General features: G+C 43.0%; 15 protein-coding genes. 11 read left to right on the top strand and 4 right to left on the bottom strand.

Features of this window, described 5'->3' with window-relative positions; translation table 11 throughout:
• Window positions 1-330: 330 nt before the first annotated feature.
• Entirely contained in the window at window positions 331-1,749 is a 1,419-nt protein-coding gene (locus tag IPJ09_18110) for a hypothetical protein (GenBank protein ID MBK7373311.1), read from the top strand.
• Between the two features lie 293 nt (window positions 1,750-2,042).
• On the opposite strand, the gene mnmE is transcribed toward IPJ09_18110, so the two are convergent.
• Window positions 2,043-3,434 (bottom strand): tRNA uridine-5-carboxymethylaminomethyl(34) synthesis GTPase MnmE, encoded by a 1,392-nt coding sequence (gene mnmE / locus IPJ09_18115; protein ID MBK7373312.1) that lies wholly within the window; start codon window positions 3,432-3,434, stop codon window positions 2,043-2,045.
• Window positions 3,435-3,497: 63 nt separating this feature from the next.
• Between mnmE and IPJ09_18120 the strand changes: the two genes are divergently transcribed.
• A complete protein-coding gene (locus IPJ09_18120) occupies window positions 3,498-3,953 on the top strand; it encodes a hypothetical protein (protein MBK7373313.1) in 456 nt (151 codons plus the stop codon).
• A gap of 320 nt (window positions 3,954-4,273) precedes the next feature.
• Window positions 4,274-4,648, top strand: a complete 375-nt coding sequence (locus IPJ09_18125; GenBank protein MBK7373314.1) for a hypothetical protein — start codon at window positions 4,274-4,276, stop codon at window positions 4,646-4,648.
• Between the two features lie 247 nt (window positions 4,649-4,895).
• On the opposite strand, the gene IPJ09_18130 is transcribed toward IPJ09_18125, so the two are convergent.
• Both IPJ09_18130 and IPJ09_18135 read right to left on the bottom strand, forming a co-directional pair.
• Window positions 4,896-5,747, bottom strand: coding sequence for an SMP-30/gluconolactonase/LRE family protein (locus IPJ09_18130; GenBank protein ID MBK7373315.1), 852 nt, complete (start codon window positions 5,745-5,747; stop codon window positions 4,896-4,898).
• A gap of 226 nt (window positions 5,748-5,973) precedes the next feature.
• Complete coding sequence (locus IPJ09_18135) at window positions 5,974-7,200, bottom strand: DEAD/DEAH box helicase (GenBank protein ID MBK7373316.1); 1,227 nt, start codon at window positions 7,198-7,200, stop codon at window positions 5,974-5,976.
• Between the two features lie 397 nt (window positions 7,201-7,597).
• On the opposite strand from IPJ09_18135, the gene IPJ09_18140 reads away from it, so the two are divergent.
• The 8 genes from IPJ09_18140 (at window position 7,598) to IPJ09_18175 (ending at window position 22,824) form a co-directional block, all read left to right on the top strand.
• A complete protein-coding gene (locus tag IPJ09_18140; GenBank protein MBK7373317.1) occupies window positions 7,598-9,130 on the top strand; it encodes a M20/M25/M40 family metallo-hydrolase in 1,533 nt (510 codons plus the stop codon).
• A 34-nt stretch (window positions 9,131-9,164) separates the two neighbouring features.
• Window positions 9,165-10,676 carry an arylsulfatase gene (locus IPJ09_18145; GenBank protein ID MBK7373318.1) on the top strand — a complete coding sequence of 504 codons (1,512 nt, stop codon included), beginning with the start codon at window positions 9,165-9,167 and terminating at the stop codon, window positions 10,674-10,676.
• A 17-nt stretch (window positions 10,677-10,693) separates the two neighbouring features.
• Entirely contained in the window at window positions 10,694-13,075 is a 2,382-nt protein-coding gene (locus IPJ09_18150; protein MBK7373319.1) for an alkaline phosphatase D family protein, read from the top strand.
• A 22-nt stretch (window positions 13,076-13,097) separates the two neighbouring features.
• Entirely contained in the window at window positions 13,098-15,878 is a 2,781-nt protein-coding gene (locus tag IPJ09_18155) for a formylglycine-generating enzyme family protein (protein MBK7373320.1), read from the top strand.
• Between the two features lie 116 nt (window positions 15,879-15,994).
• Window positions 15,995-18,022 carry a glycoside hydrolase family 3 C-terminal domain-containing protein gene (locus IPJ09_18160; protein ID MBK7373321.1) on the top strand — a complete coding sequence of 676 codons (2,028 nt, stop codon included), beginning with the start codon at window positions 15,995-15,997 and terminating at the stop codon, window positions 18,020-18,022.
• 111 nt (window positions 18,023-18,133) lie between these two features.
• On the top strand, window positions 18,134-20,191 hold the full coding sequence (gene uvrB, locus IPJ09_18165) for an excinuclease ABC subunit UvrB (protein MBK7373322.1): 2,058 nt from the start codon (window positions 18,134-18,136) through the stop codon (window positions 20,189-20,191).
• A 246-nt stretch (window positions 20,192-20,437) separates the two neighbouring features.
• Complete coding sequence (locus IPJ09_18170; protein ID MBK7373323.1) at window positions 20,438-21,367, top strand: N-acetylmuramoyl-L-alanine amidase; 930 nt, start codon at window positions 20,438-20,440, stop codon at window positions 21,365-21,367.
• Between the two features lie 248 nt (window positions 21,368-21,615).
• Window positions 21,616-22,824, top strand: a complete 1,209-nt coding sequence (locus IPJ09_18175) for a DUF2961 domain-containing protein (protein ID MBK7373324.1) — start codon at window positions 21,616-21,618, stop codon at window positions 22,822-22,824.
• Between the two features lie 54 nt (window positions 22,825-22,878).
• Here the strand turns inward: IPJ09_18175 and IPJ09_18180 are convergent, their stop codons facing one another.
• Window positions 22,879-25,077, bottom strand: coding sequence for a carbohydrate binding family 9 domain-containing protein (locus IPJ09_18180; protein ID MBK7373325.1), 2,199 nt, complete (start codon window positions 25,075-25,077; stop codon window positions 22,879-22,881).
• Window positions 25,078-25,090 lie beyond the last annotated feature (13 nt).

The raw sequence follows: 25,090 nt of genomic DNA on the forward strand, positions 1-25,090 counted from the left end.
AGAAGACCCGTGGCGCATGAACCCACACGGTGGCTTTCAACCTAAAAATAACGGCTTTACCCGGGGAGTTGAAAAAACAGTTACAAAGTAAACACCCTTATGATAGAATGAAGTCCATAAAATTGGCAATAATGGTGAGATTATAATATGGCTTCGACGAATTGATAACCAAATGCGCAGATAGCCTCCATGGATACTACCTCTATTAATATGTTTTGGTTATTTTGTGTGATGTTCCAAATTATGGGTTCCGACCGCATGAAATTAGAAACGGGTTATTCATGCATCTTAGACTTTACACTTGACAAAATAATCACTAATTAGAAATATATGAGCCAATTTAACATTGAAGAAGAAATTGAGGAGATAGCTGGCGGCGAATTTGAAAGAACGCCGGTACCCCAGTCAAAATTAAAAAGCTGGAAAAGTTTTTTAGGCATGTATGCAGGTGAGCATGCAGCAGGTACAGAGTTTATGATTGGGCCCTTATTTTTAACTGCAGGCGTTAGTGCTTTCGATTTAATTGTAGGATTACTCGTAGGAAACCTGTTAGCAGTATTGAGCTGGCGATATCTCACGGCTAAGATAGCGGTTGAAAATAGATTGACGCTGTACTATCAAATGGAGAAAATATGTGGTAAAAAATTGGTGATTGGCTATAACCTGGCCAATGGTATTTTATTCTGTTTTTTAGCAGGTTCCATGATCACCGTGTCTGCCACAGCTATTGGCATTCCGTTTGATATGCCTATGCCGAAATTATCAGACACGATGCCCAATGGTATTACCTGGGTGGTCATTGTGGTTTTACTCGGAGTAGCCATATCCATTATTGCAGCGAGAGGTTACGATATGGTCTCGAGAGCTGCTAATTGGATGTCTCCTGTAATTGTAATCGCGTTCTTAGCTTGCGGTTATGTGGCATTAAATCAATTAGGGGTTTCAAGTTTTTCCCAATTTTGGCAGATCTGGGGTGAGGGTTCAGATCCATTTCCAGGGCAAATAAAATATACGTTCTGGCATGTTGTGCTTTGGTCCTGGTTTGCCAATGCGGCTATGCATATCGGGATGTCTGATCTGTCCGTTTTTCGTTTTGCTAAGAAAGCTAGTGCAGGATGGACGACAGCGGCCGGCATGTATGTAGGTCATTATATGGCTTGGATAGCAGCAGCTTTATTATACTCTGTTTATTTAAAATCTCCTGAAGCAATAGGTTTTTTAAATAATGGAGAAGCACCTCCGGTCGCTCCCGGGCCACTGGCGTATAATGCCCTCGGTATATTTGGAATTATAGCTGTCGTACTGGCCGGATGGACCACAGCTAATCCTACCATCTATAGAGCAGGACTTGCTTTTCAAGCCATCATACCTAAAGTTTCGACTTTTTGGGTTACTATAATTGCAGGGTCCGTAGCTACGCTCGCGGGAATTTTTCCTGCATTTGCTATGAAGCTTTTAGGGTTCGTGGCACTGTATGGGTTTATTCTTGCTCCCTTTGGAGCTGTTATCGTATTTGAACATTTCTTTTCTAACCAGGCAGGCATTATTAAAAATTATGCAGAGGTTGCCAATATTAAATTTAATAAGGCGGTAGCATTTGCCTGGGCCATCAGCTTTGGATTGTTTTATTTTATCTCTGTTCAATTTGATGTGTTTTTATCCTTTTTAACCCTCCCGGCCTGGTTGCTTTGTGGCGTTTTATTTTTGATATTTAGCAGGTATTATCAACAAAAGATGATTAAGGTGTAGCGTATAAGTCTGGTAAGAAGGATAGGGTTTCCATTCCATGAACCTATAATGTTTTCATATCCAAATACTCTAATGGTTAGCTCCTTGTTAATCCTTCATCTCTTTCTTGTCTACTGATTTGGGACTTCATCGAGTCAGCATATTGATAAAGAGCGAATAGTTGGTCAGACCTGAGTTAGTTTTTAGATAATTGGACCACCTTGGGCTATTTTTCATGATTAGTAGTTATGTTTTGTGAAAAATGGTTAGAATTTGGATAATGGTGTGAATTATAAGTACAATTGAGTGTGAAATTACTTTCCGATACAAAACCTCCCAAATATACTCTCCAACAATTCATCCGTCGTCACCTCCCCGGTGATCTCGCCGAGATAATGCAAGGCCTGCCTGATATCCATCGCGATCAGTTCATGTCCTGATAGATTGGTCACCTGCGTGCGTGCGCGCGCGAGGTGCTCCTGTACTTTGACCAGGCTGTCTACGTGACGGGAATTGCTCACAATGTTTTGAGCGAGCAAGGCATGGTCAGAGTGGATGGTCTGGAGGATTCTTTCTTTGAGATAGATGATATTCATCTGGTTTTTGGCGGAGGTGGGGATGATGTCCGCGCGCGTGATGCCAGGCATGATATAGTCTTCCGGCAGGGTATAGGGATTGAGATCCATTTTGTTGGGTACCAGGATGACTTCGAGGTCGGCATGCATAAGTCTGTAGATATCAGCCTCTACTTCGGCGGGTCGCATCTCGGTCACATCGAACACATATAATAGTATAGAGGATTGGCGGATTTTTTCGTGGGTGCGGGATACGCCGATGGCTTCGATCTGATCTTTGGCCTCGCGGATGCCGGCTGTATCGACTAGACGGAAGGGGATGCCTTCGATATGGAGTACTTCCTCTATCGTGTCTCGGGTGGTGCCGGGTATATCGGATACGATGGCGCGCTCTTCCTGTAGCAGGGCATTGAGCAGGGTGCTTTTGCCTGCATTGGGCCTGCCAGCGATGACGGTAGTGATGCCTTGTTTGATGGCATTGCCCAATTTGAAAGAGTCCAATAATATTTGAATGCGGGCATTGGCCGTATCCAGAAGCTGGGTCAACTGCTGACGATCTGCAAACTCCACCTCTTCCTCTCCAAAATCCAGTTCCAACTCCAGCATGCTAGCGAAATGTACGAGCTGATCCCTAAGCGCGGCGATCTCCGCGGATATACCCCCTTTGAGATGATGGAGGGCGACCGTTGCTTCAGCTTTGGATTCCGCAGCGATCAGATCAGCCACCCCTTCGGCCTGGGTCATATCCAGCTTGCCATGGTAAAAAGCCCTGAAAGTAAACTCTCCCCGGCCTGCCGGCCTGGCGCCGAGGGCCACCAATCTATCGATGATGGCACTTTGGATATATGAAGAACCATGACAACTGATCTCTATGGTATTTTCGCCTGTGTAAGAGTGAGGCCCTTTAAATAGGGTGATCAATACCTGATCGATCACCTGCTCTTCTGCGCTCCGGATATATCCCAAGTGGACTGTATGGCTGTCCAAGTCCTGTATTGATCTGCCTTCAAAACACTCCTCTACAATCTCAAATGCCTGATCTCCGGAGATACGGATCACTGCGATCGCGGCGAGGCCTGGAGCAGTAGCTAATGCCACGATGGTGTCTTCTAAAGAATGCCGACTGTACATTGTTAAAATTGAACTAAATTTGATCCCAGTATTGTTATCACAAGTATACTTTAAAATCACTAGATGAAGACATTAAAAAAATATGTTATCCGCACCCTGATCGTCCTATTCGTATTGGCAGCAGCTGTTGGTTCCTTCTTTACATTTGTGCCTTTTAGCGAAGGCATGCGAGCCGGCCAGGTCATTAAACTCAGCAAAAAAGGAGTGATCTTCAAGACCCACGAAGGCGAGCTCAACCTGATGATGATGCCGTCTACCAACAACCTGGGGACCATGACCCCCAATGTCTGGGCATTTTCTGTACAAAATAAAGAGGTCGCTGATCAGATCCTCAAAGCTTCTGCTACCGGCGAGCGTCTGGAACTGTATTACAAAGAAAAATACTTCAAATTTCCCTGGCAGGGAGATACTAAATATTATGTCTACCGGGTAGAATCAGCTCCTGCGGTAGCTCCCCAGTTTCCAACCAATATACCCATAGGAGGTGTGAATGGGGGGAAACCGATAGAGGTTAAATAGGGGAATGGTTTTTTAACCAATAAGGAGCACTAAGCATCATTAAGATTTTAGCATCAGACAACTGGCGGCCACGAAGTGTTACTTGAATAAAGTGCGGTCGCTAGCTGGCTGTGACTCCAAGGCCTCCTCCTACTTTGCGCAGTGGCAAAAGGTAAATTTTTCTTATTCCCCAAAAGACAATGAGGCGGCTGACTTGTCCTAAAATACCTATTACCCCGACCCAGAAGGGAGAAAAAGCACCTTTGGCTTACCCAAAATAAATAAAGCAACCTCCTGGTCCCTAATTTCGTTTATATTTGGAAAGCTTTAAAATCTGCTGCATGAAAAATCTCCTGTTTGTCGCCCTCATCCTGACCTTTGGTTGTTCCAAATCAGAACTCGCTGATATCACCACGCCGCAGTCAGCGGCTTGTTCCAGTGTAACCAAAGCCGTGGTCAAAAGGCAGATGCTCAATGTAGCCGGCACCGATTTTTTTTATTACCTCGAGGTAGCCTGGAGCATCAATAATAGCAATCGGGTCTATCCCAGCTTTCTCTCGCCAAGCCTCCAGGTAGAAGGCCAGAAAGTAGAGATCCACTACAATGCGACGAATGAACAGTACACGTATATCCCCTGTACAGAGGCGCATCCTACGGGACTGGTGGAAGAACATATGCCGAGGGTGGAGTTGTGTAGTGTGGTGAGTACGTTGTAATGGTTGGGGGTTTATTCCAAAAAAGTTGTATTTAATTTTGTAGGACTGTTTATACTATTTAAATCAATAGTTATATCGTAGTATGTGATCACTTAGTGGACAAATTGCCCTTTTAATTTACTTTGATTTTAAGCGCTTGGTAGGTTCCACCTTAAAATGAGCAATAATTTTTTTCGGGTTTTGGACAAAAAAAAACGGACCAAGGTTTACCCCGGATCCGTTATATACAGTTTGTTTAGATATTTCTTTAATTCTCGGCTACTTCAAATGCCATCACCGTATTCTTCCAAAATGTAGGGACATACACGGTCCTGGTAGCGGGATCAAACCCAATATCTGCAGTGTTTTTGCCGATTGATTTTCCATCATACAGCAATTCTTTGCGACCATCATCATTGATATACCATACAGCACCAGCCCAACAAGATACTATAAATTCATCGCCTTTTACATTTTCAACACCATCGGTACCACCTTCCATGCCATCAGCGATGAGCCCCAGGCCACCACTTTTAGATATCTTGTAGAAGCCTCCTGCATTCAGAATGTAAAGATTTGAGCCGTTGACAAGAACTCCATTGGGACCAGCGAGCGAATCGAGTATGATTGATGCAGAATTACTTTCAATCCGGTATAATCTTTTTCCTTGCGAGTCGGTGACATAAATCACTCCGGTTGCATCTATCGATATATCATTCAAACCGACAGCCCCCGGGACCTTAAATCTGTTTTCGATCTTGCCGGATGCGATATCGATAGTCACCACTTCTTTAAGATCAGCTACGTATAGTTTGCCATTGAAGATGCCCATTCCTTTTGGAGCTTGAAGCCCTTTGACCCACTCTGCATTGATGATCTTACCATCCAACCCGAGTTGGCCTATCGAGCCTTTACCGTCAGCACCCCAGGGTTCTGTACCTTCAATATTGGATACATAGAGCACTTGATTATTGGCATCAAATAAGACAGACTCTGGCACTTTAAATAATGAATCACTTTCCCATTTGGCAATTAATTTGTGAGTCTTGACGACTGGAGTCTCTACAGCAGTATTGGAATTATTGGCGTCTGTAGTCGTAGAGTTTTTACATGCGGCCATAAAAGCTATTACCAGAATAGCCATGATAAGTTTTTGAATCATAATGACGAATATTTTGGATTACTAAAATATAAAAATTGAACCTTTAATAATTAGTTTTCGATCAATAAATAAGTTTTAAAAATAAAATCCTTCCCTTGAACGAAAGGATTTTAGCTCTTAATAGTTTTTACTTTAACCCCTGAGTTCTATATCAATGTGATAAATAGTCTGAGGTATATTTATATTATCGGGCTGCAAATGCTCGACTAAATCGTCTGCCTTTGCCGGCAGATTTAAGTTTTACAGTCGGTGTAGGATTGGTTTGTTCAGACACACCAGCTCCATAGCCATCAAAAATATGTCCTTTGACCACAGGGATCGTTTTTTTGATCAATTTTTGAATGTCTGACAACAGTACTCTTTCGCTTCTATCGCAGAAAGATAAAGCATTGCCTCCGGCTCCTGCTCTTCCTGTACGGCCGATTCGATGTACATAGGTTTCAGGTGTATTTGGCAATTCAAAATTGAGTACATGGGTCAGTTCGTCGATGTCGATACCACGCGCTGCGATGTCGGTCGCTACCAGTACCCGCGTACCTTTATTTTTAAAACTTTTTAATGCGGCTTGTCTCGCATTTTGAGATTTATTGCCATGGATAGCTTCAGTGCGGATTCCGGCCTGACTTAGACTGCGAGCCAGCTTGTCGGCTGCATGCTTCATTTGTGTAAATATCAGGATCGATTCCAGGTCACTGTTTTTCAACAGGTGAATCAGTAACGGCAGTTTGTATGGTTTCTCGACAAAATACACTGATTGTTGTATGATCTCTACCGTGGTAGCAGAAGGAGTCACCTCTACGCGCACAGGATCGTCTAACAGCATATCAGCCAGTCGTGTGATCTCAGGAGGCATCGTTGCAGAGAAAAATAGGTTTTGTCTTCTATGTGGTAATTTGGCTATGATGCGTTTGACATCATGTATAAATCCCATGTCCAACATTCGATGAGCTTCATCCAATACGAAGTATTCTATATCGTTGAGTGAAATTACTTTTTGTTGAATAAGATCTAATAGCCTGCCAGGAGTAGCGACGATAATGTCTAACCCACTTTTGACCGCTTGGACCTGGCCGTGCTGGGATACTCCTCCGAATACAACTTTATGTTTGAGATTGAGAAAGTGGCCATAAGCTTCTATGCTTTCGCCGATCTGTATGGCGAGCTCACGGGTAGGAGTTAAGATCAATGTACGAAGTCGATATTCTTTTTGTAATGAAAGATGCATATGCTGCAATATCGGGATAGTAAAAGCGGCAGTCTTTCCGGTGCCGGTCTGAGCGCATCCAAGTAGATCTCTTCTTTCTAAGATTACGGGGATGGCTTGTAATTGGATAGGTGTAGGGGTAGTATACCCTTCTTTGCTTAAAGCCTTTAATAACGGCTCTATAAGCGGCAAATTGTTAAATGACACTAGTTAAATATGTTTTGATTAAATAAATGTGATAAGGCTACCGAAATGTTGAAAGTCGGTACATTATCCGCCTTAGGTTAAAACATCACAATTTGGGAAGGGGTGAACTACACAAACAGAGAGTGTAAAAACTATAAGTGCTGCAAAGTTAATTATAATTATATGATATAGCTACAATTATTTTGAAACAGTGTGTAATCCCATGAAGAGAACCTTGTTATATATTGAATTAAATACATTAACTGACTATTACCGTATTGCTTTGGCAAAATGAAGCTACCCATCATCCTGGATAATTTAGAGAAAATAATTCAACGATTTAGATCCGCTTTGAATAATCGGTAGTAGGCTCATACTGGATATCTTTATACTTTTGCTTACACTCAATCGCGTTACTATGACCAGAAGGGTTTATACCATATTGTTTATTTTTTTTGCTCAGATGTGGTCGTTGGCCCAATCTGCTGATATACTCACCATTAGAAAATATCATCAGCAAAACGCCAATAAAATAATCTCTGAGTTCTCCACTTTTTTAGCATTGCCTAATCTTGCCAGGGATCCGCAGAACATTACTAAAAATGCCGAATTTATCTCTAGCATGATGCGGGATCGGGGTATTCAAAATGTACAATTACTCTCTGGGGTCACCGATAAGGTACCTCCGGTAGTATATGGGGAAGTCAATGTGCCTGGAGCATCTCAGACCATCATTTTTTATGCACACTATGATGGTCAGCCTGTCAATCCTGCTCAATGGGCCCAGGGCTTAGAACCGTTTACTCCAAAATTGTTTACCGGAGCATTAGATCAGGGCGGATCGAATATTCCCTTTCCATCGGATAATCATTACAATAAGGAATGGCGTATCTATGGCCGCAGTGCCTCTGATGACAAAGCAGGCGTGATGGTCATTCTGGAAGCCTACCATGCCATTATTAAAAGCGGTTTGTATCCGACCTGTAATATTCGTTTTTTCTTTGAAGGCGAAGAAGAAGCTGGTTCTACTCACCTCAATGAAATACTGGAAAAATATGCTCCTTTATTAAAATCAGATCTATGGCTCATATGTGATGGGCCGGTGCATCAATCCGGCAAAAAGCAGATCGTCTTTGGTGTACGAGGGGATACTGGTTTGGGGTTGACGGTATTTGCCTCTAAGCGTCCGCTTCACAGTGGTCACTATGGCAATTGGGCTCCCAATCCTGCAATGATGCTCGCCCAACTCCTTGCATCGATGAAAGACGATCAGGGCCATGTCACCATCAAGGGATTTTATGATGATGTGCAAGCGCTCACTGCTTCGGAGAAAAAAGCTATGATGGAGGTTCCCTCCGTCGATGAACAAATGAAAAAAGAACTTGGCCTCAAATCTACTGAGATGTCAGGTTCAACGCTCACCGCCAGTATTAATCTGCCTTCACTCAATATCAATGGTATGGCCAGCGGCAATGTGGGAAAGCTAGCTTCAAATCAGATACCTACCTATGCAACGGCGGTCCTCGACCTGAGATTAGTCCTGGGCAATGACTGGCAGCGTCAGCAGCAAAAAGTCATAGACCATATAACAGCTCAGGGATACCAGGTGATCGATCATGAGCCCACGGAGGAAGATCGAACCAAGTATGACAAACTGATCTATGTGATTCGCCATGAAGGTTATAATGCACAACGCACCTCTATGGAATTGCCCATAGCCCAAAAAGTAATAGCTGCCGTAAAAAACACAACAAGCGAACAGGTGGTATTGCAACCCACTTTGGGAGGAAGTCTTCCGCTATTCCTTTTTGAAAAATATCTCCATGCTAATACGATTACTTTGCCGATCGCCAATCATGATAATAACCAACATGCGGAGAATGAAAACATCAGGTTGAAAAATTTTTTTGACGGCATCGAAACCATGAGTGCCGTGATGATGATGAAATAATTTTTTAAATAGCATGAGCAGATCAACGTTGAAGATGAAAATAACCTTCCGACTTATTTTTTTATGCCTGCTTGGTTGGGGAACGAATTCCATTTCTGCTCAAAATAAAAAAGTGTTTGATCCGCCTGCCATGCCCAATATTGTTTATATCTATGCAGATGATCTGGGCTGGGGAGAGTTGGGATGTTATGGTCAGCAAAAAATAAAGACGCCGCATCTGGACCAGATGGCAGCAGAGGGTATGCGGTTTACTCAACATTATTCAGGTACGCCCGTCTGTGCCCCAGCGCGCTGCATGTTGATGACAGGCTTACATGGCGGACATGCCTATATAAGAGGCAATCATGAACTGGGCGGGTTCCCCGATAGTGCAGAGCGTGGCCAAATGCCTTTACTCAAATCAGAATTTACCGTAGCAGAATTATTAAAACAAAAAGGTTACGTGACCGGGTTGGTAGGGAAATGGGGATTGGGCATGAATAATACAGAAGGATCTCCCATCAACCAGGGGTTTGATTATTATTACAGCTACCTGGATCAAAAACAAGCACACAATTATTATCCCACCCATCTTTGGGAAAACGAAAAATGGGACTCCCTCCATCAGCCATTTATCAATGTACATCGAAAACTCGATCCCCAGACTGCTACGGACGCAGACTTTGAATATTTTAAAGGCAAAGTATATGCTCCCGCGAAAATGACAGAAAAGGCTCTTGGCTTTTTAGAAGAGAATAAAGAGCACCCTTTCTTTTTATACATGCCTTATACTATCCCCCATGCATCCTTGCAGGCCCCGGACGAATGGGTACGACAATATATTGGACTCTTTGAGGAAAAGCCATATTATGGGCAACAAAGTTATGCTTCGACCAAATGCCCACTCTCTACTTATGCAGCGATGATCAGTTTTTTGGATGCTCAGGTAGGGCTGGTAATGGAAAAAATCAAACAACTTGGATTGGATGAAAACACCATCATCCTGTTTAGCAGTGATAATGGGACTACCTTCAATGGGGGAGTAGATGCGAAATTTTTTAATAGCGTAGCCGGACTAAGAGGCCTGAAAATGGATTTATATGAAGGAGGGATCAGGGAGCCGTTCATTGCCCGGTGGCCCGGAAAAATAAAATCGGGGACTGTCTCAGATTTAATTTCTGCACAATTTGATTTTTTTGCGACTGTAGCAGATCTGACACATCAAAAGGTGACTGGTATTGACGGCATATCTTTTTTGCCTGAATTGCTTCAGAAAAAACAAAAAAAACATAAATATTTATATTTTGAATATCCTGAGAAAGGGGGGCAGATCGCTATACGTTTGGGAGATTGGAAGGGTGTGAAATCTAACTTGAAAAAAAATCCAGCTGCTCCCTGGGAGTTGTACCATCTCCAATCTGATTTAGGTGAGACGAAGAATTTGGCCAAAGACCATCAGCAGATCTTGAAGAAGCTTGATGCCATTGTGAAAAAGGAGCACCGGGATTCCAAAGCCAATGAGCCGGCATGGCAATTTGTAAATGAGGTAATACTTCAGATGAAATAATTTTATGTAATCAAAACATGCGTCGCAGAGATATCATCAGGTCATTATTTATTGGTGCTGCAAGTACTAAATCATTTTTGAATGTCAAATCAGAAATGAACCATGCTATAGATGAGCTGGATACTGATGCTGCTACCCGTTTTAAAAGCAAATGGCATCTATATCCGGATATGCCCTGGACCGGCGAAGATCTGTGGACACAGCGGCTGCAGGACTGGTGCATCAAAGACGGCGAGTTACGATGCCTGGTTCATGCCCCAGACAGATCTGTTCATATTCTTACCCATCAGCTTTCTGAGAAGACAAATTCATTTAAGGCTGCCATGTCCTTGAGATTTCTGCACCAATCTTATACGGTCGTACCTGAGGAAAATTATATTGGTTTTAGAATCGGTGCTCAAGGTCGGCATAAAGATTATCGCTCTGCCATCATGACTGGGACCGGTGTAGATATAGGAATATCACGCAATGGATATTTGTTTATTGGAAAATCCGTAGGTGGAAAAAAAATTGACGAATCTAAAATGACCGGCACCATAAACTTATCCATGGCTGTAACTCCCCATGCATCTGGCCAGTATACGGTCAAACTAAAAGCTACTGACCGGATTCATCATACTCTTGCGACCTGGAGTGCACCTTTAGTGGATGTGGGCACCTTGCAGGGCAATATTGCCATCATCAGTCACCAGAAAGCGATTACAGAGTACGCTGCACAACCATCCGTCGCCATCAGCAATCTTGTTGTAAAAGGCGAAAAGCTTAATTATTTTCCTCAACAGGTTTTTGGTGCTGTCTATTTTGCTCAATACACTTTGCATGCCGGCATACTGAAACTTACTGCGCAACTTTCACCGATAGATATTCCGGGAACCCAGGTTAATTTATTTATCCAAAAGGATCATACCTGGGAGCAAATTGCAAAGTCTCAGATTCACCCTTTGGCCAGGATTGCCAATTTTAGAATTGTGGGTTGGGATTCCACAAAAGCTGTTAAGTATAAAATATCCTGCTCCTTGCCATTGAAAAACGGTCAACATAAGGAATATAGCTATGAAGGAACTATCGCTGCAGAACCAATTCATAAGTCAAATATCAGAGCGCTGGCTTTTAGTTGTAATTGGGACTATGGTTTTCCGGATAATGAAGTGGTAGATGTCGCCTCCGCGCAAAATGCAGACATGGTATTTTTTCTTGGCGACCAATTTTATGAAGCAAATGGTGGTTTTGGAACTCAAATGAATCCTTTAGACAAGGCTTGTCTCGATTATTTACGAAAGTGGATCATGTTTGGCTGGAGCTATCGTGCGTTATTTCGGAATATCCCCATGGTCGCCTTGCCGGACGATCATGACATGTACCATGGAAATATATGGGGAGCCGGAGGTAGGGCTACCAGGCCTTTATTTGATGGTTCTGATGCCCAGGATACCGGTGGATATAAAATGCTGCCTGAATGGGTCAATATGGCGCAACTCACCCAGACCAGTCATATGCCTGATGCTTTTGATCCCACTCCAATCCTACAGGGTATTCAAGTCTATTATACAGAGTGGGACTATGCAGGCATAAGTTTTGGTATCATTGAAGACCGAAAATTTAAATCTCCCCCGAAAGATATCTTGCCAGAGGAAGCAAAAGTCTGGAATGGATATGCTGCTAACCCTGATTTTGACCTCTCAAAAATTAAAGACCTTCAATCCCAGCTATTGGGAGAACGACAATTATTTTTTTTAGACCATTGGAGTAAAAACAACAGGACGGAATATCCGATCAAAGTGATGCTTTCAGCGACCCCTTTCTGTTGTCTGCAAACCTTGCCCCTGGGTGCATTAAATGATCAGATTACCCCAGATCTGCCTATACCTCAAAAAGGTGAATATGTAAAAGGAGATGCACCTACCCGGGATATGGACAGTAATGGATGGCCGCATAATAGAAGAAATGAAGCTTTAAAATTATTGGGCAAAAACATTGACCTTCATATAGTAGGCGACCAGCATCTGCCGTCTATCGTACAATATGGAGTAGAGGAATACAATGACAGTGTCTTTTGTTTCGCCGTCCCGGCGCTGTGCAATATCTGGCCGAGAAGATGGTGGCCGCCGGTAGATGAACAACATCAATCCTTGCCTGGCAAGCCCAGCTATACCGGCAATTTTGAAGATGGATTTGGAAATAAAATTACAGTTCATGCTGTAGCCAATCCTTACGAAACCAATAAAGAACCTGCCGTATTCTACAATCGCACTACAGGTTTTGGCTTGGTGGAGTTTGATACCATTTCGAGAGACATTACGCTCCATTGTTGGCCCAGGTTTAAAGGCGCTGTCCAGAAGGAGACCGATGAATTTGAAGGCTGGCCCATCACTATCAATAAGTCCGCGGTGAAACATTAGGCATACTCTGCTTTTGCTGCTGATGGAGATAGATGATAACTTATTATCTTTAATGATTATGCGATTTGAGTTTTTATTCATTGGGTGTATACTGGCTATTTCCATGCACGCACAAGTCCGGGCCGATGCTAAAGATTTAAAATTCAAAGGTATCCAGTTGAATGGTCAATCTTACAGCATGACCGATAGACCATTGTTTTCCTTAATCTTGAATGATGCATATTACGAATCGGATAATTTACCAGGCCAATTAGAGGTAAAATGGTCAGCATCCGGCCATCATTATTCCATAGTTATGACCAATATTTCGAAAGATACTTTGAGTCTGAAAAATATACTCCCCCTGGCTGCTCAAATGGATCATGTCTATATCACCGGGCTCGGCGATCATCCATTGTCCCGCACCCATTTGTTTGTCCCTGGTTATAATCCGGTTAATGTAATCGTACCGGACAATGTCTGGAACCTCGGATATGCTTCTTTGAAGATCAATGACTCAGTGAGTATGTATACATTGACCCGAAGAAAATCGTGGGACCGGGCGGAACGAAAAAGATTCGAGACTATATTGTACCCACAGGGCTCAGTATTATACGATTATTTTGTTGATACTTTTTCAGGCGTTTGGCAGGAAGGCTTGCGAACATGTTTTCAAAGGCAGAAACTATATGATATGGATGCATTTGATGATTCGATGTACCACCGTACTGATCTGCATTGGATCCAACAATCAAAAATGATACACCTCCTCATGGCCTGGGATGATAGATTGTATGACAGGAAAAAGAATAAATACGTGTTGAATGAATTTATTGCAAAAGCAAAATTATTATATGGCGGTGATGACATCATAGGTATCTGGCCCACCTGGCCTGCATTGGGTATGGATCAGCGTAATCAATGGGACCTGTACCGGGACCTGCCTGGAGGAATAAAAGGATTAAGCACCCTGGTCGATCAGGCACATCAGCAAAAAGTAAAAATATTTATCTCCTACAATCCCTGGGATGAAAGCACCAGGAAAGAAGATCATCTGCGGGGTATGGCAGACCTGGTCAAAAATCTGGACGCGGATGGAGTGATTCTCGATACCCGAGGTGCCAGCAGTAAAGAATTGCAGGAGGCTGTCGATAAAGTCAAACCAGGAGTGATCATGTATAGCGAAGGTATGGCCGTTCCAAAAGATATGGAGTCTATCGTCGCGGGTAGAGTGCACAATGCTTTGTATTATCCTCCTATTTTGAATTTAAACAAATTGATCAAACCTGACTTTGGCATTTTTAGAGTAGCCGAAGTATATAAAGAACCTATTCGCCGGGAGATCCATGCTGCGTTATTCAATGGGTATGGTATTGAGTTTAATGTATTTCGCCCCGGCCAACCTGAAGGTCTGGATGATCAATATCGATATCTCGGTAAAGCTCTGCGTATTTTGAGAGAACACAGTGACAACTTTTCTTCTCCGGATTGGCAACCACTTTTTCCATCAAAACAAGAAGGGGTGTTGATCAATTTTTGGCCTGGTATCACTAAAGATATTTATACCGTATACAATGCCAATTCAGTTGGTTTTAGTGGAGTCCTCATGAATGTGGACACACCCGTTCAGGGTCATTTTGTCGATCTGTGGAATCATGAAGAAATCAATATCAATCCGTATCAGCGATCATTATCCATTTCCCTGGACCCTTATCCTCTGAAAGATCAGGGCACTAACAATGAAGGTTCAGTGGGTGTGATCGCCCGATTTGATTCAGTGCTGAAGGTAAAGCATATTGATGGTGATCATTATGCCATTTCTTCAAGCTCAGGTTCCCATATTTTGATTTGGGCAGGTAAGCCGGATTATTCAAAAAATCCCACCAGGTTTATGGCCGGAGCGTTAACTGTAAATCTTCATCAATTATTTCCCGGCTGGGACGATGATTTTATTGTGCAATCCTTTGATAGCCTTCAATTGATCGATGAAAGGATTATTAAATCACCACCGGCTTCTCCATACTTGATTTCCAGGCCGGATCGATCACGTATTTTAGGCGCAGATCAGTATATGGTACTGATTCCATCGGACAGTTTTACATGGACTACGACACATGGTGATGAATTTATTCCTTATCCTGAGAATGGTCGTGGTCAACACATGAAGATGAAATCATTCTATATGGACAAGCATCCCGTCACTAATGCAGAATATGAAGTTTTCCTGAATCAGTCAAAGTATAAGCCAATAGATAAAACTAATTTTTTAAAGCATTGGGTCCTTGGAAAAATACCAAATGGTTTAGAGCAGCATCCTGTGGTCTATGTCAGTCATGAAGACGCCTTGGCGTATTGTAAATGGAAGGGGGCTAGATTGCCCACGGAGACAGAGTGGCAATACGCTGCTCAGACTTCGGGACTACATTCATGGCCCTGGGGAGAAGACGCGGGTATCCGGCAAATTCAATCAGAAGTTATCACAGAGACCCTGACACATACGGTATTTGATACTTTCGATTCTACTTATGCCAATCCGGGTAATGGTATTTTGGATCCTGTCGGTAAATACCCAAAAGGTACTAATCCGTTTGGTTTGACTGACCTGGTTGGCTCAGTCTGGCAGATGACCGCTGATCAATATCAGTCCGGCAGTTATAGATACCTTATTTTAAAAGGAGGGTCTTATTTTAAACCGACTGCCAGTTGGTGGTATGTACAAGGTGGTCCGCAACCCTTGAGCTGGCGTCAAATGTGGTTGAAAGTCAGCGAGGGGTATGAACGAAGTAGTACAGTGGGGTTTAGATGTATGAGGGATATGCCATGAATCCAACGCTGATCCGTTATTTTTTTTGATTGGTTACATAGAGTCGGAGCTGGATTAATTGGTTTGAAAGTTTTTGATCCATGAATATAGCTACCTTGGTATTAAATATTGAATAAATGAAAATTTGCTTAACCTTTTTCGGCCTTTGGATTATGCATTTGTCATTATATGGACAGTCTAAATCAGTTGTATCTATACAGCCCATACTTGGTCATCGATCCGTCGCCTTGATATCTCAAGATGGGTTCACCTTTAAAGACTTGAATAAGAATGGAACTTTAGACCTATATGAAGATTGGAGACTTTCTCATGATGTCCGGGCAAAAGACCTTATTACCAAGATGAGTATTTCTGACAAAGTGGGTTTTATGTTGATCAGTACCGCCCGTCTAAAAAATGATGGGTCCTTTGGAGCATCAGCCAACAGGGATCCGATCACCAGTGATTTTAATGAAGAAGATCAGGTCCAAAGTGTGAATATGTTTACTAAAAAACCACTCCCTGTACCTATGACGATGGCAGCCGGGACGACCAAAGGGGTCACTCAATCCCATTTGCGCCATTTTATCTTTAGAGCCAATGTCAGTGCCCGTATGACAGCAGAATGGGCGAATAAAATCCAGGCACTCTGTGAGTCTGATGGTCTTGGGATTCCGGCCATCATTGCTTCAAATCCACGCAACCACATCACCAAAGACGCCTCCATAGGGTTGAGTGTTGGCACCACAGTGTTTTCTACCTGGCCTGGAGAGCTTGGGCTTTCTGCCATGCATGATCTGCCCCTTGTCAGAGAATTTGCAGATATTGCCCGACAAGAATGGGCTGCAGTAGGTTTGCGCAAAGGGTATATGTATATGGCTGACCTGGCTACGGAGCCCAGATGGCAGCGGGTAGAAGGTACCTTTGGAGAAGATTCAAAATGGGTCGCCAAAATGATGACAGAGGTAGTCTGCGGATTTCAGGGCAAAAAATTAGGAGCGACTTCGGTTGCCTTGACCACCAAACATTTTCCGGGTGGCGGCGCAGCTGAAGGAGGCCAGGACGCACACTTTGATTGGGGTAAAAACGAAAGTTTTATTGGTGGTATGCTGCAGAATAATCTGATACCATTTAAAGCTGCTATCAAGGCAGGTACTTCGGCCATCATGCCTTATTATTCCATTCCCGTACATACTCCTTATGAGCGGGTTGCTTATGCATACAATAAGGGAATTATCCAGGATCTTTTAAAAAAACAACTCGGATTCAAAGGGATTATCAATTCTGATACGGGACCGATTGAGATGATGCCATGGGGTGTCGAAAACTTAAGCATCAGAGAACGGTATAAAAAATCTTTGGAGAATGGGATCAATCTATATTCAGGATCTGCAGACCCGACAGAGTTTCTTCAAACAGTGGAGAGTGGCATGGTGGATATCAAATATGTCGATCAATCAGTCTATTTATTGCTTTTAGAAAAATTTAAATTGGGACTTTTTGAGAATCCATATGTCGACGAAGATGCTGCAGAAAAAATTGTTGGAAATGCATCGTTTCAGGCTAAAGCAGATCTTGCGATGCGTAAATCTATTGTATTGCTACGCAATGATCGCCATCTCCTGCCTTTGAAGCCCAAAACCAAAGTTTATTTTGAATCTTATTTCGAAAAAAGAGGTGCCACCAGCCCCACCAATATCTATCAGCCAAAGATTAATACTTCATCTTTAGAGTTTGTATCGGAGCCTGCCGCAGCCGATGTCATTGTTTGCTGGATCACCCCTGGCTCCAAATCCTTATTCGAAGCGGATGGGTCTGCCATCTACCTGTCGTTATCTAAAAACGGAGTCAATATCGATCATATCAACCAGCTGGCTTCCGGCAAACCAACTATCCTGGCCATCAACTATACTAATCCCTGGGTGATTGATGAAATATACAATGACAGCACCAAAAAAAATATACCGGGTGTGATTGCGACATTTGGTACCACGCTGGATGCAGTGATAGATATTATCTCTGGTAAGTTTAACCCCTCTGGCAAGATGCCGTTTAGTACGCCGAGTTCAGAATCTGCAGCTCAAAATCAATTACCCGATGTGCCGGGGTACAAAGAAAAAAAAGGTTATGCCTTGTTTAATCTGAATGAAGGACTGAAGTATTAAGAGGTTGATTTTAAGCTCCGAACGATTTTTTTTTTGTATTGCCACCTACGCTGGAATTTTGATAAGGAAAAGGGGAAGAGTTAGTCGAAAGTGAGATAACATTCTGTAAATATGGAGTCTCTGAGCTTTCTTAATTTAACTCGTATTTTTGCAACCGTGCCATTCAAACTCACCTCCAAATATTCCCCCACCGGTGACCAGCCAGAAGCAATCCGACAACTGGTGCGCGGCGTCAAAGAAAACGAAAGAGCTCAGGTACTACTGGGTGTCACCGGTAGCGGCAAAACTTTTACTATAGCCAATGTAATCCAGGAGATCCAAAAACCTACCCTTATACTTTCACACAACAAGACCCTGACTGCCCAATTGTATGGAGAGTTTAAAGATTTTTTCCCCGACAATGCAGTAGAATACTTCGTATCCTATTATGATTATTACCAACCGGAAGCCTATATCAGTGTCACCGATACTTTTATCGAGAAAGACCTCAGTGTCAATGAAGAGATAGACAAACTGAGGTTGAGAGCTACTTCCACCTTGCTCTCCGGTAGGCGGGATATCGTATTGGTAGCATCCGTTTCCTGTATTTACGGTATGGGCAATCCTGAGGATTATAAAGGAGGTATCATCCGAATAGAGAAAGGTAAACGCATCTCGCGAAATTCTTTTTTGCATTCCCTCGTAGAAAGCCTTTATTCCCGTGCAGACATAGACTTTAAACGAGGTAAGTTTAGAGTGCGTGGTGATACGGTCGATATCAGCCTTCCTTATGTGGATTATGGGTATCGGGTCATCTTTTTTGGGGATGAAATCGAATCTATCGAACAGATCGAACTCGAGACCGGCAAACGGATAGAGGCCATGGACAATGCAGCCATTTTTCCCGCCAATCTATATGTCGCTCCCCGCGAGCGACTCAAATACATTATTCGTGAAATCGAAGACGAACTCCACGAACATGAAAAGTTTTTCCAGGCTGAAGGCAGATACCAGGAAGCTAAACGCATCCATGAACGTGTCAATTTCGACCTTGAAATGATCCGCGAGCTGGGTTATTGCAGTGGGGTGGAAAACTATTCACGGTTTTTTGATGGCAGGCCTCAGGGCACCAGGCCATTTTGCCTCCTGGATTATTTTCCCGAAGATTATCTGATGGTGATCGACGAAAGCCATGCGACCATTCCCCAGGTTAGAGGAATGTGGGGTGGAGATCGTGCTCGCAAACTCAATCTGGTCAATTTTGGCTTCCGACTCCCATCTGCTATTGATAACCGACCTCTCAATTTTGATGAATTTGAAGGCCTCGTCAATCAAGTTATCTATGTCAGTGCTACCCCCGGCGATTTTGAACTGGAGCAGACCATGGGCTCCGTCGTAGAGCAGATCGTGAGACCTACAGGTTTACTTGATCCTCCGATTGAGGTCAGGCCTAGTCTCAATCAAATTGATGACCTGATGGATGAAATCGGCAAAAGAATCAAACTGGGGGAAAGGACCCTGATTACCACACTGACCAAACGCATGGCAGAAGAACTCAGCAAATACCTGGCACGACTCAATATCAATGCTAAGTATATTCACTCAGAAGTGCTGACCATGGATAGGGTAGAGATCCTGCGAGATTTGCGACTGGGCAATTTTGATGTCCTGGTGGGGGTCAATTTATTGCGGGAAGGGCTCGATCTGCCTGAAGTATCCCTGGTAGCTATCCTCGATGCAGACAAAGAGGGGTTTTTACGGAATGCGCGATCACTGACTCAAACCGCAGGTCGTGCTGCTCGTAATATCAATGGTCGCGTCATATTTTATGCAGATAAAATCACAGATTCCATGCAGCGTACCATCGACGAGACTGAACGAAGGCGTGCCAAACAAATAGCCTATAACGAAGAGAATAATATTCTTCCACGCACGCTCGCCAAATCCAAAGAAGAGATCATGTCACAACGATCTATCCTGGATTTCCGGGCAGTCCCCAAAGCCTATATCGAGCCCGAAGATCGTGGACTGATGGCAGCAGACCCTGTGGTTGAATATCTTGGTCGGGATCAAATAGAAAAATTGATAGCTGAAACAGAGAAGAAAATGAAAGCTGCCGCTAAAGACCTGGACTTCATCACGGCAGCCCAGCTCAGGGATGAGATGCTGGCTTTAAAGAAAAAGATATAGGCCATCGATGGTCAGAAAGTGCCTGGCTTTAACCTGATTTGGTCCATAAGATTCAGCAAATATATTTATCCAATGCTGACTGATTAAATAGTTATGATCTGATGATTCATATGATCAAGAAAAATCAACCTTAACTTAAAGTGGGACAAAAAATCCTGTCGTTACACTTATATTTAATGGCTTCGAAATATTGAGAACGTGAGTCGTTCACTTAAATTCTTTTTATTTTCAATTAATATTCAAATTATGAGCAATCGATATTCAAAACTCCCAGGCATTGAGTCTGATTTTAAAATGCAGAATAAGCCCAAACTCATCCCATTTGACTATTCTAAGGGCATAGAAAGAGTGCAAGGTTTGTTTTATAAACCACCCACCGCGGACTATTATTATACGGATCTTCATCCTAAAAAAAGAGTAGTCATCCATTTTACTGCCGGCAATCTTAGAGGGGATATGGGCCAACTCTCTATGGATCACTATCATGTCTCGGTGCCTTTTGTCATAGCCCGCGATGGCACCATTTATCAATTTTTTTACACCAAATATTGGTCCCATCATTTGGGCATGACCTCCGGCAACCCCGGTAAAATATATGACAAACAATCCATTGCCATCGAACTATCCAATTATGGTTGGCTGACGCTAAGGGACGGTATGCTGGAGACTGCATATTCAAGACAAAAGATCAATGGCAAAGAAAATCCGGCCGACATCTACTGCAGCCTCGATGACACGGATGCTTACGTAGAGTTAGATCTGCCGTTCAGAGAGAAAAAATATTTTGCGGCGCATACGCCCGTGCAGGTAGAAAGTCTGACGGTGCTGATACGATATCTCACTGCGCTATATGATATACCGAGGGCTTTTTTACCAGAAACGGACAGGTATAATTTTGCGGCTGCCAGCCGTGATATCCCCGGAATCAATAGTCATATCAATTATAGAGCCAGTGGCAAGTGGGATATCGGCATGGCTTTTGACTGGGACACCCTGATAGATGGAGTCCAGGCCGATGAGTTTTTGCCAGTCCTGCACCCGATCAATACGACCAGGGCAGCAGGGGCCCGTGCAATGCCCGAATCAGAACTAGCCACCAGTCATGTCACCGGCACTATTTACGACCCAAAAAAGAAAACTAAAATCAGAGCCTACAACCCATTTCAGTGGGAATAATTGTTTCACTTACCGCTGTCAATTGTAGTGTCGATTCGATGGCTTTTGCGTTGATACCTGCAGGTTCAAATCGCTGAGTCCTAATAGGCAGTTGTCTGGTCCACAGGTATGACAAAATGTACTATGGTTGTAATCAATTTGCTGCCAGCCGGACCTGAAGTTTTATGCATTTGCCAAAACCCACTCCATGCTTCTTTACCCATTATTTAAGGTTATAGAGTATTTTCGGGTTCATATTGCTGAAGTATATGAAATCATTTTTATCCTCCCTCCTTTTAGTTTTGATGGCTTGTGGTATACATGACCACAATAGCAACCAGAGCCATCCCATCTATCAGTATGACGAACACAGCGCCACCCGATGGTTCTCTTTCGAAAATCCGACTGGCCAGCCTGGAGCAGGTGCAAAAGAAAATAATGGTGCCAAAGGCCACCCTTGTGATGACATACCGGCGCACACCTCAGTCGACCTGATGAATTATAAAGGTACCGGGATCATCCGGCGGATCTGGCTTACCATAAATGATCGTTCAGCTTATATGCTTCGTGGCCTGGTGATCAATATGTATTGGGATGGTGCAGAAAAGCCTGCTGTGTCAGCCCCCATAGGAGATTTTTTTGGCCAGGGATTCGAGCGAAGACTTGCCTTTGAAAACGAGTTGTTTTCTTCCGGAGAAGGGAGATCTTTTGTATCGTTTATTTCCATGCCTTTTAAGGTTGGAGCAAGAATAGAAATCATAAACGACACCGACAAGGATCTCGATATGATCTTTTATGATATAGATATGCAGGCTATGGATCGATGGGATCCCGACAATTTATATTTTCATGGCTACTGGCATAGAGATACAGCAACCATCCTGGCTCATGACTTTGAGATATTGCCAAAGATCCGGGGTCGAGGCAGATATCTGGGCACCAATATCAGCGTCATCGACAATCCGATCTACGAAGATGCCTGGTGGGGAGAAGGTGAGGTCAAAATGTACCTGGATGGGGATATCAGTGACCCTACTATAGTGGGCACAGGGACCGAGGATTATATCAGTACAGCCTGGGGTCAGGGAGTCTTTCAAAATAAGTATTCGGGTTGTCTGGTTGGCGATGACAGTTTGCGGCATTGGGCTTTTTATAGATATCATATCCCCGATCCGGTCTTTTTTCATCAGGATATTAAAGTGGATATCCAACAGATCGGAGGCAATTCCAAAGAAAAAGTACAATCATTGTTAAATAAAAAGTTGCCCCTGATCCCCATCACGCTACACCATGCTCCTGCTTTCATTCATCTGTATCATGCGGACAGTATAGCTGATCTTACAGATACAGCTTTACCAGAAGGCTGGGTCAATTTCTATCGCATAGATGATGTAGCCGCCATGGCCTATTTTTATCTAAACCAGAGCACCAATGAATTGCCTCCCTTACAACCTCTGGCAATCCGCACCAAAAATTAACTACCTCTTATCTCCTGCCTCATACCTCAGCGCTCACTCCTCGATGCTCCCCGCTCACACCGTCAACCAATAATTCAATTTAAAAACAATAGCCCGATTCCTGTTAATAAAAGTATCTGTAAAATAATTGTCCGTGTAGACCAGGAATAAATCAGACATCGGTTTGTACCGCCATTGAATACGACTGTTTATATTAAAATTAGTTTGTTGGGTATTGTATTGAAAAAAAGTAGTCCAGAATAGATTGTTTGAAAAATTGATTTCCGTCTTAGGACTGATGAGCCATAATTGGGTGTCACCATACCCTTTAGGAAATTGAAGATCATTAAATTCTGCAGTTAGGGTGATATTCCAATGTGGTTGTTGTCGCACAGTTATTCCGGCTCGATATTGATGGATGGTACCATTATAGTACTGACCTAGTCGGACACCCCCGGTGAATAAGATATTTTTTCTCGAATCTGATTCGTAGAGCAAGCCTACATTATTGTAATGATAGATACCCGGCTCAAGTGGTTTGTCAGAAGGCAAAGGAAAATAATAGCGCAGATTGTCTTGCTGTACATTTAAAGTCATCTCCAGCAATGAGGCATTTTTCCTAAACATTCTGTAGCTCAGGATATGACTGCGGTCACTAAAACTCCCATCTATAAACCAGGTGGCTACATTTTCAAGGCCTATGCTATGGCGCACGATTTTTTTATCTTTTGGGTAGAAAAAAAAATCATTCTGGTTGTATAATAATTGAAAACCGTTTCGAAAAGTAGTATCACCCAGGTCATAATTATTTCCTTTGCTGGCGAAAGTTTCTATGCGATTGACAAAACCCATATCCGCATAATAGTTTTTATCGATGATATTGTAATCCACTATGCTATTAAGTTTTCTTCCAAAATATCCGCCTCCGGTCTGGATAAACTTTTTTTGATCTTTGATATCCGGTTTGAAGGAGGTATGGTATCCTCCCCATGCTTGCCAGGATCCTGGTTTGTCAGAGAGTTGAATGTCCAGACCTGCATTGCGACCATATTTATCAAGAGGGTTGTTTTTCTCTTCCGTTGCCGTGAGATTGGATTGGTGATTTAAAAAATAGCCTTTGATCAATGATCTGTTGAATATCCGTCGATGCACCGAGATGGCAGAATAGTTTTGGGCAGCTACATCGCCCTTCCTTGCTGTCTGCATATTCATTAGGCCAACTCTAAGCTTTTCGGTGAGATTGCCACTGAGTCTGCCACCGAATACTATAGGGATGGGGTTGCCATCTTTGTCCAGTCCGATTTTTCTGGAAAAAAATGGACGAAATGGTGGTGGTCCATATGAAGAAAATATATCATCGTTTTCAAGGAAAAAAGTCCTGCGCTCAGGGAAAAACACATCAAATCGGGTCAGGTTAGTGACTTGCTCATCTACTTCAATTTGAGAAAAATCAGGATTGGCGGTAAGGTCAAGATTGAGTGAAGGGGTTAAAGATAATTTGGCATCAAATCCGGCATTGATTTTAGCTTTGGTGGAAATAAGATTTTCAGGATCCCTTTGTAATGATCCTGTGACATAGGGTATCAGGGATGCATTGCCTTTTACCGAAGGTAGTTCCCCTTCAAACACCAATGACCCAAGATAACCAATATCAAATCCAGGAAACTGCACCGGCACATTGGTCCAGGTATAAAACTTATTGTTTTTCTGATCACTGCGAATAAAATTGACTCCCCAGGTCTTAATCTTAGCATCAAATCGCAGAGTTTTAAAGGGTATCCCCATTTCGACGACATAGCGGTCAGGATATCGCTTTACATTGGATATCCATTTGTTATCCCAGGCGGTGCTTAAGTCCATCGAGCCTGTATTGGCACTAAACTGGTATTCGGATTGCACATTATACGGAGTGACTGAAAACCCAAATCCATTGCTTTTGTTGTTGATAGGATCCAGGATCACCACGATGCCATCTTGATCCCTCACTGAGGCATCTCGTTTGAGGGATTTAGCTATATACCGATCCGTGCTATCATAAGAGGTAATAGCGAAATACAAAAATTTGTCATCATAAGCTGCCTGTACCGTAGTATTCAGAGTAGCTCTGACTTTATCCGATGGAAATTTTTCCCAAAAATCTCCGACTGGCTGCGCCTGACTCCAAATGGGCTCATCTAAAGCACCATCTATGATTAATGGGGTAGAGGATTTTAATACATATAGCTCATGAGCCTCCGGAGTGGAAAATTGTGCATGGCTATGAGCCCAGCACAAGCAACATAATAAC

This window comes from Saprospiraceae bacterium, from assembly GCA_016709995.1.
In the GTDB taxonomy this organism is placed as follows: domain Bacteria; phylum Bacteroidota; class Bacteroidia; order Chitinophagales; family Saprospiraceae; genus JADJLQ01.

Bases quoted from the DNA above. Each gene is read 5' to 3' on its own strand.
- mnmE (MBK7373312.1), bottom strand. From the start codon at position 3,434: ATGTACAGTCGGCATTCTTTAGAAGACACCATCGTGGCATTAGCTACT.
- IPJ09_18145 (MBK7373318.1), top strand. From the start codon at position 9,165: ATGAAAATAACCTTCCGACTTATTTTTTTATGCCTGCTTGGTTGGGGA.
- IPJ09_18175 (MBK7373324.1), top strand. From the start codon at position 21,616: ATGAAATCATTTTTATCCTCCCTCCTTTTAGTTTTGATGGCTTGTGGT.
- IPJ09_18160 (MBK7373321.1), top strand. From the start codon at position 15,995: ATGAAAATTTGCTTAACCTTTTTCGGCCTTTGGATTATGCATTTGTCA.
- uvrB (MBK7373322.1), top strand. From the start codon at position 18,134: ATGGAGTCTCTGAGCTTTCTTAATTTAACTCGTATTTTTGCAACCGTG.
- IPJ09_18110 (MBK7373311.1), top strand. From the start codon at position 331: ATGAGCCAATTTAACATTGAAGAAGAAATTGAGGAGATAGCTGGCGGC.
- IPJ09_18155 (MBK7373320.1), top strand. From the start codon at position 13,098: ATGGAGATAGATGATAACTTATTATCTTTAATGATTATGCGATTTGAG.
- IPJ09_18170 (MBK7373323.1), top strand. From the start codon at position 20,438: ATGAGCAATCGATATTCAAAACTCCCAGGCATTGAGTCTGATTTTAAA.
- IPJ09_18125 (MBK7373314.1), top strand. From the start codon at position 4,274: ATGAAAAATCTCCTGTTTGTCGCCCTCATCCTGACCTTTGGTTGTTCC.
- IPJ09_18140 (MBK7373317.1), top strand. From the start codon at position 7,598: ATGACCAGAAGGGTTTATACCATATTGTTTATTTTTTTTGCTCAGATG.
- IPJ09_18120 (MBK7373313.1), top strand. From the start codon at position 3,498: ATGAAGACATTAAAAAAATATGTTATCCGCACCCTGATCGTCCTATTC.
- IPJ09_18130 (MBK7373315.1), bottom strand. From the start codon at position 5,747: ATGGCCGCATGTAAAAACTCTACGACTACAGACGCCAATAATTCCAAT.
- IPJ09_18150 (MBK7373319.1), top strand. From the start codon at position 10,694: ATGCGTCGCAGAGATATCATCAGGTCATTATTTATTGGTGCTGCAAGT.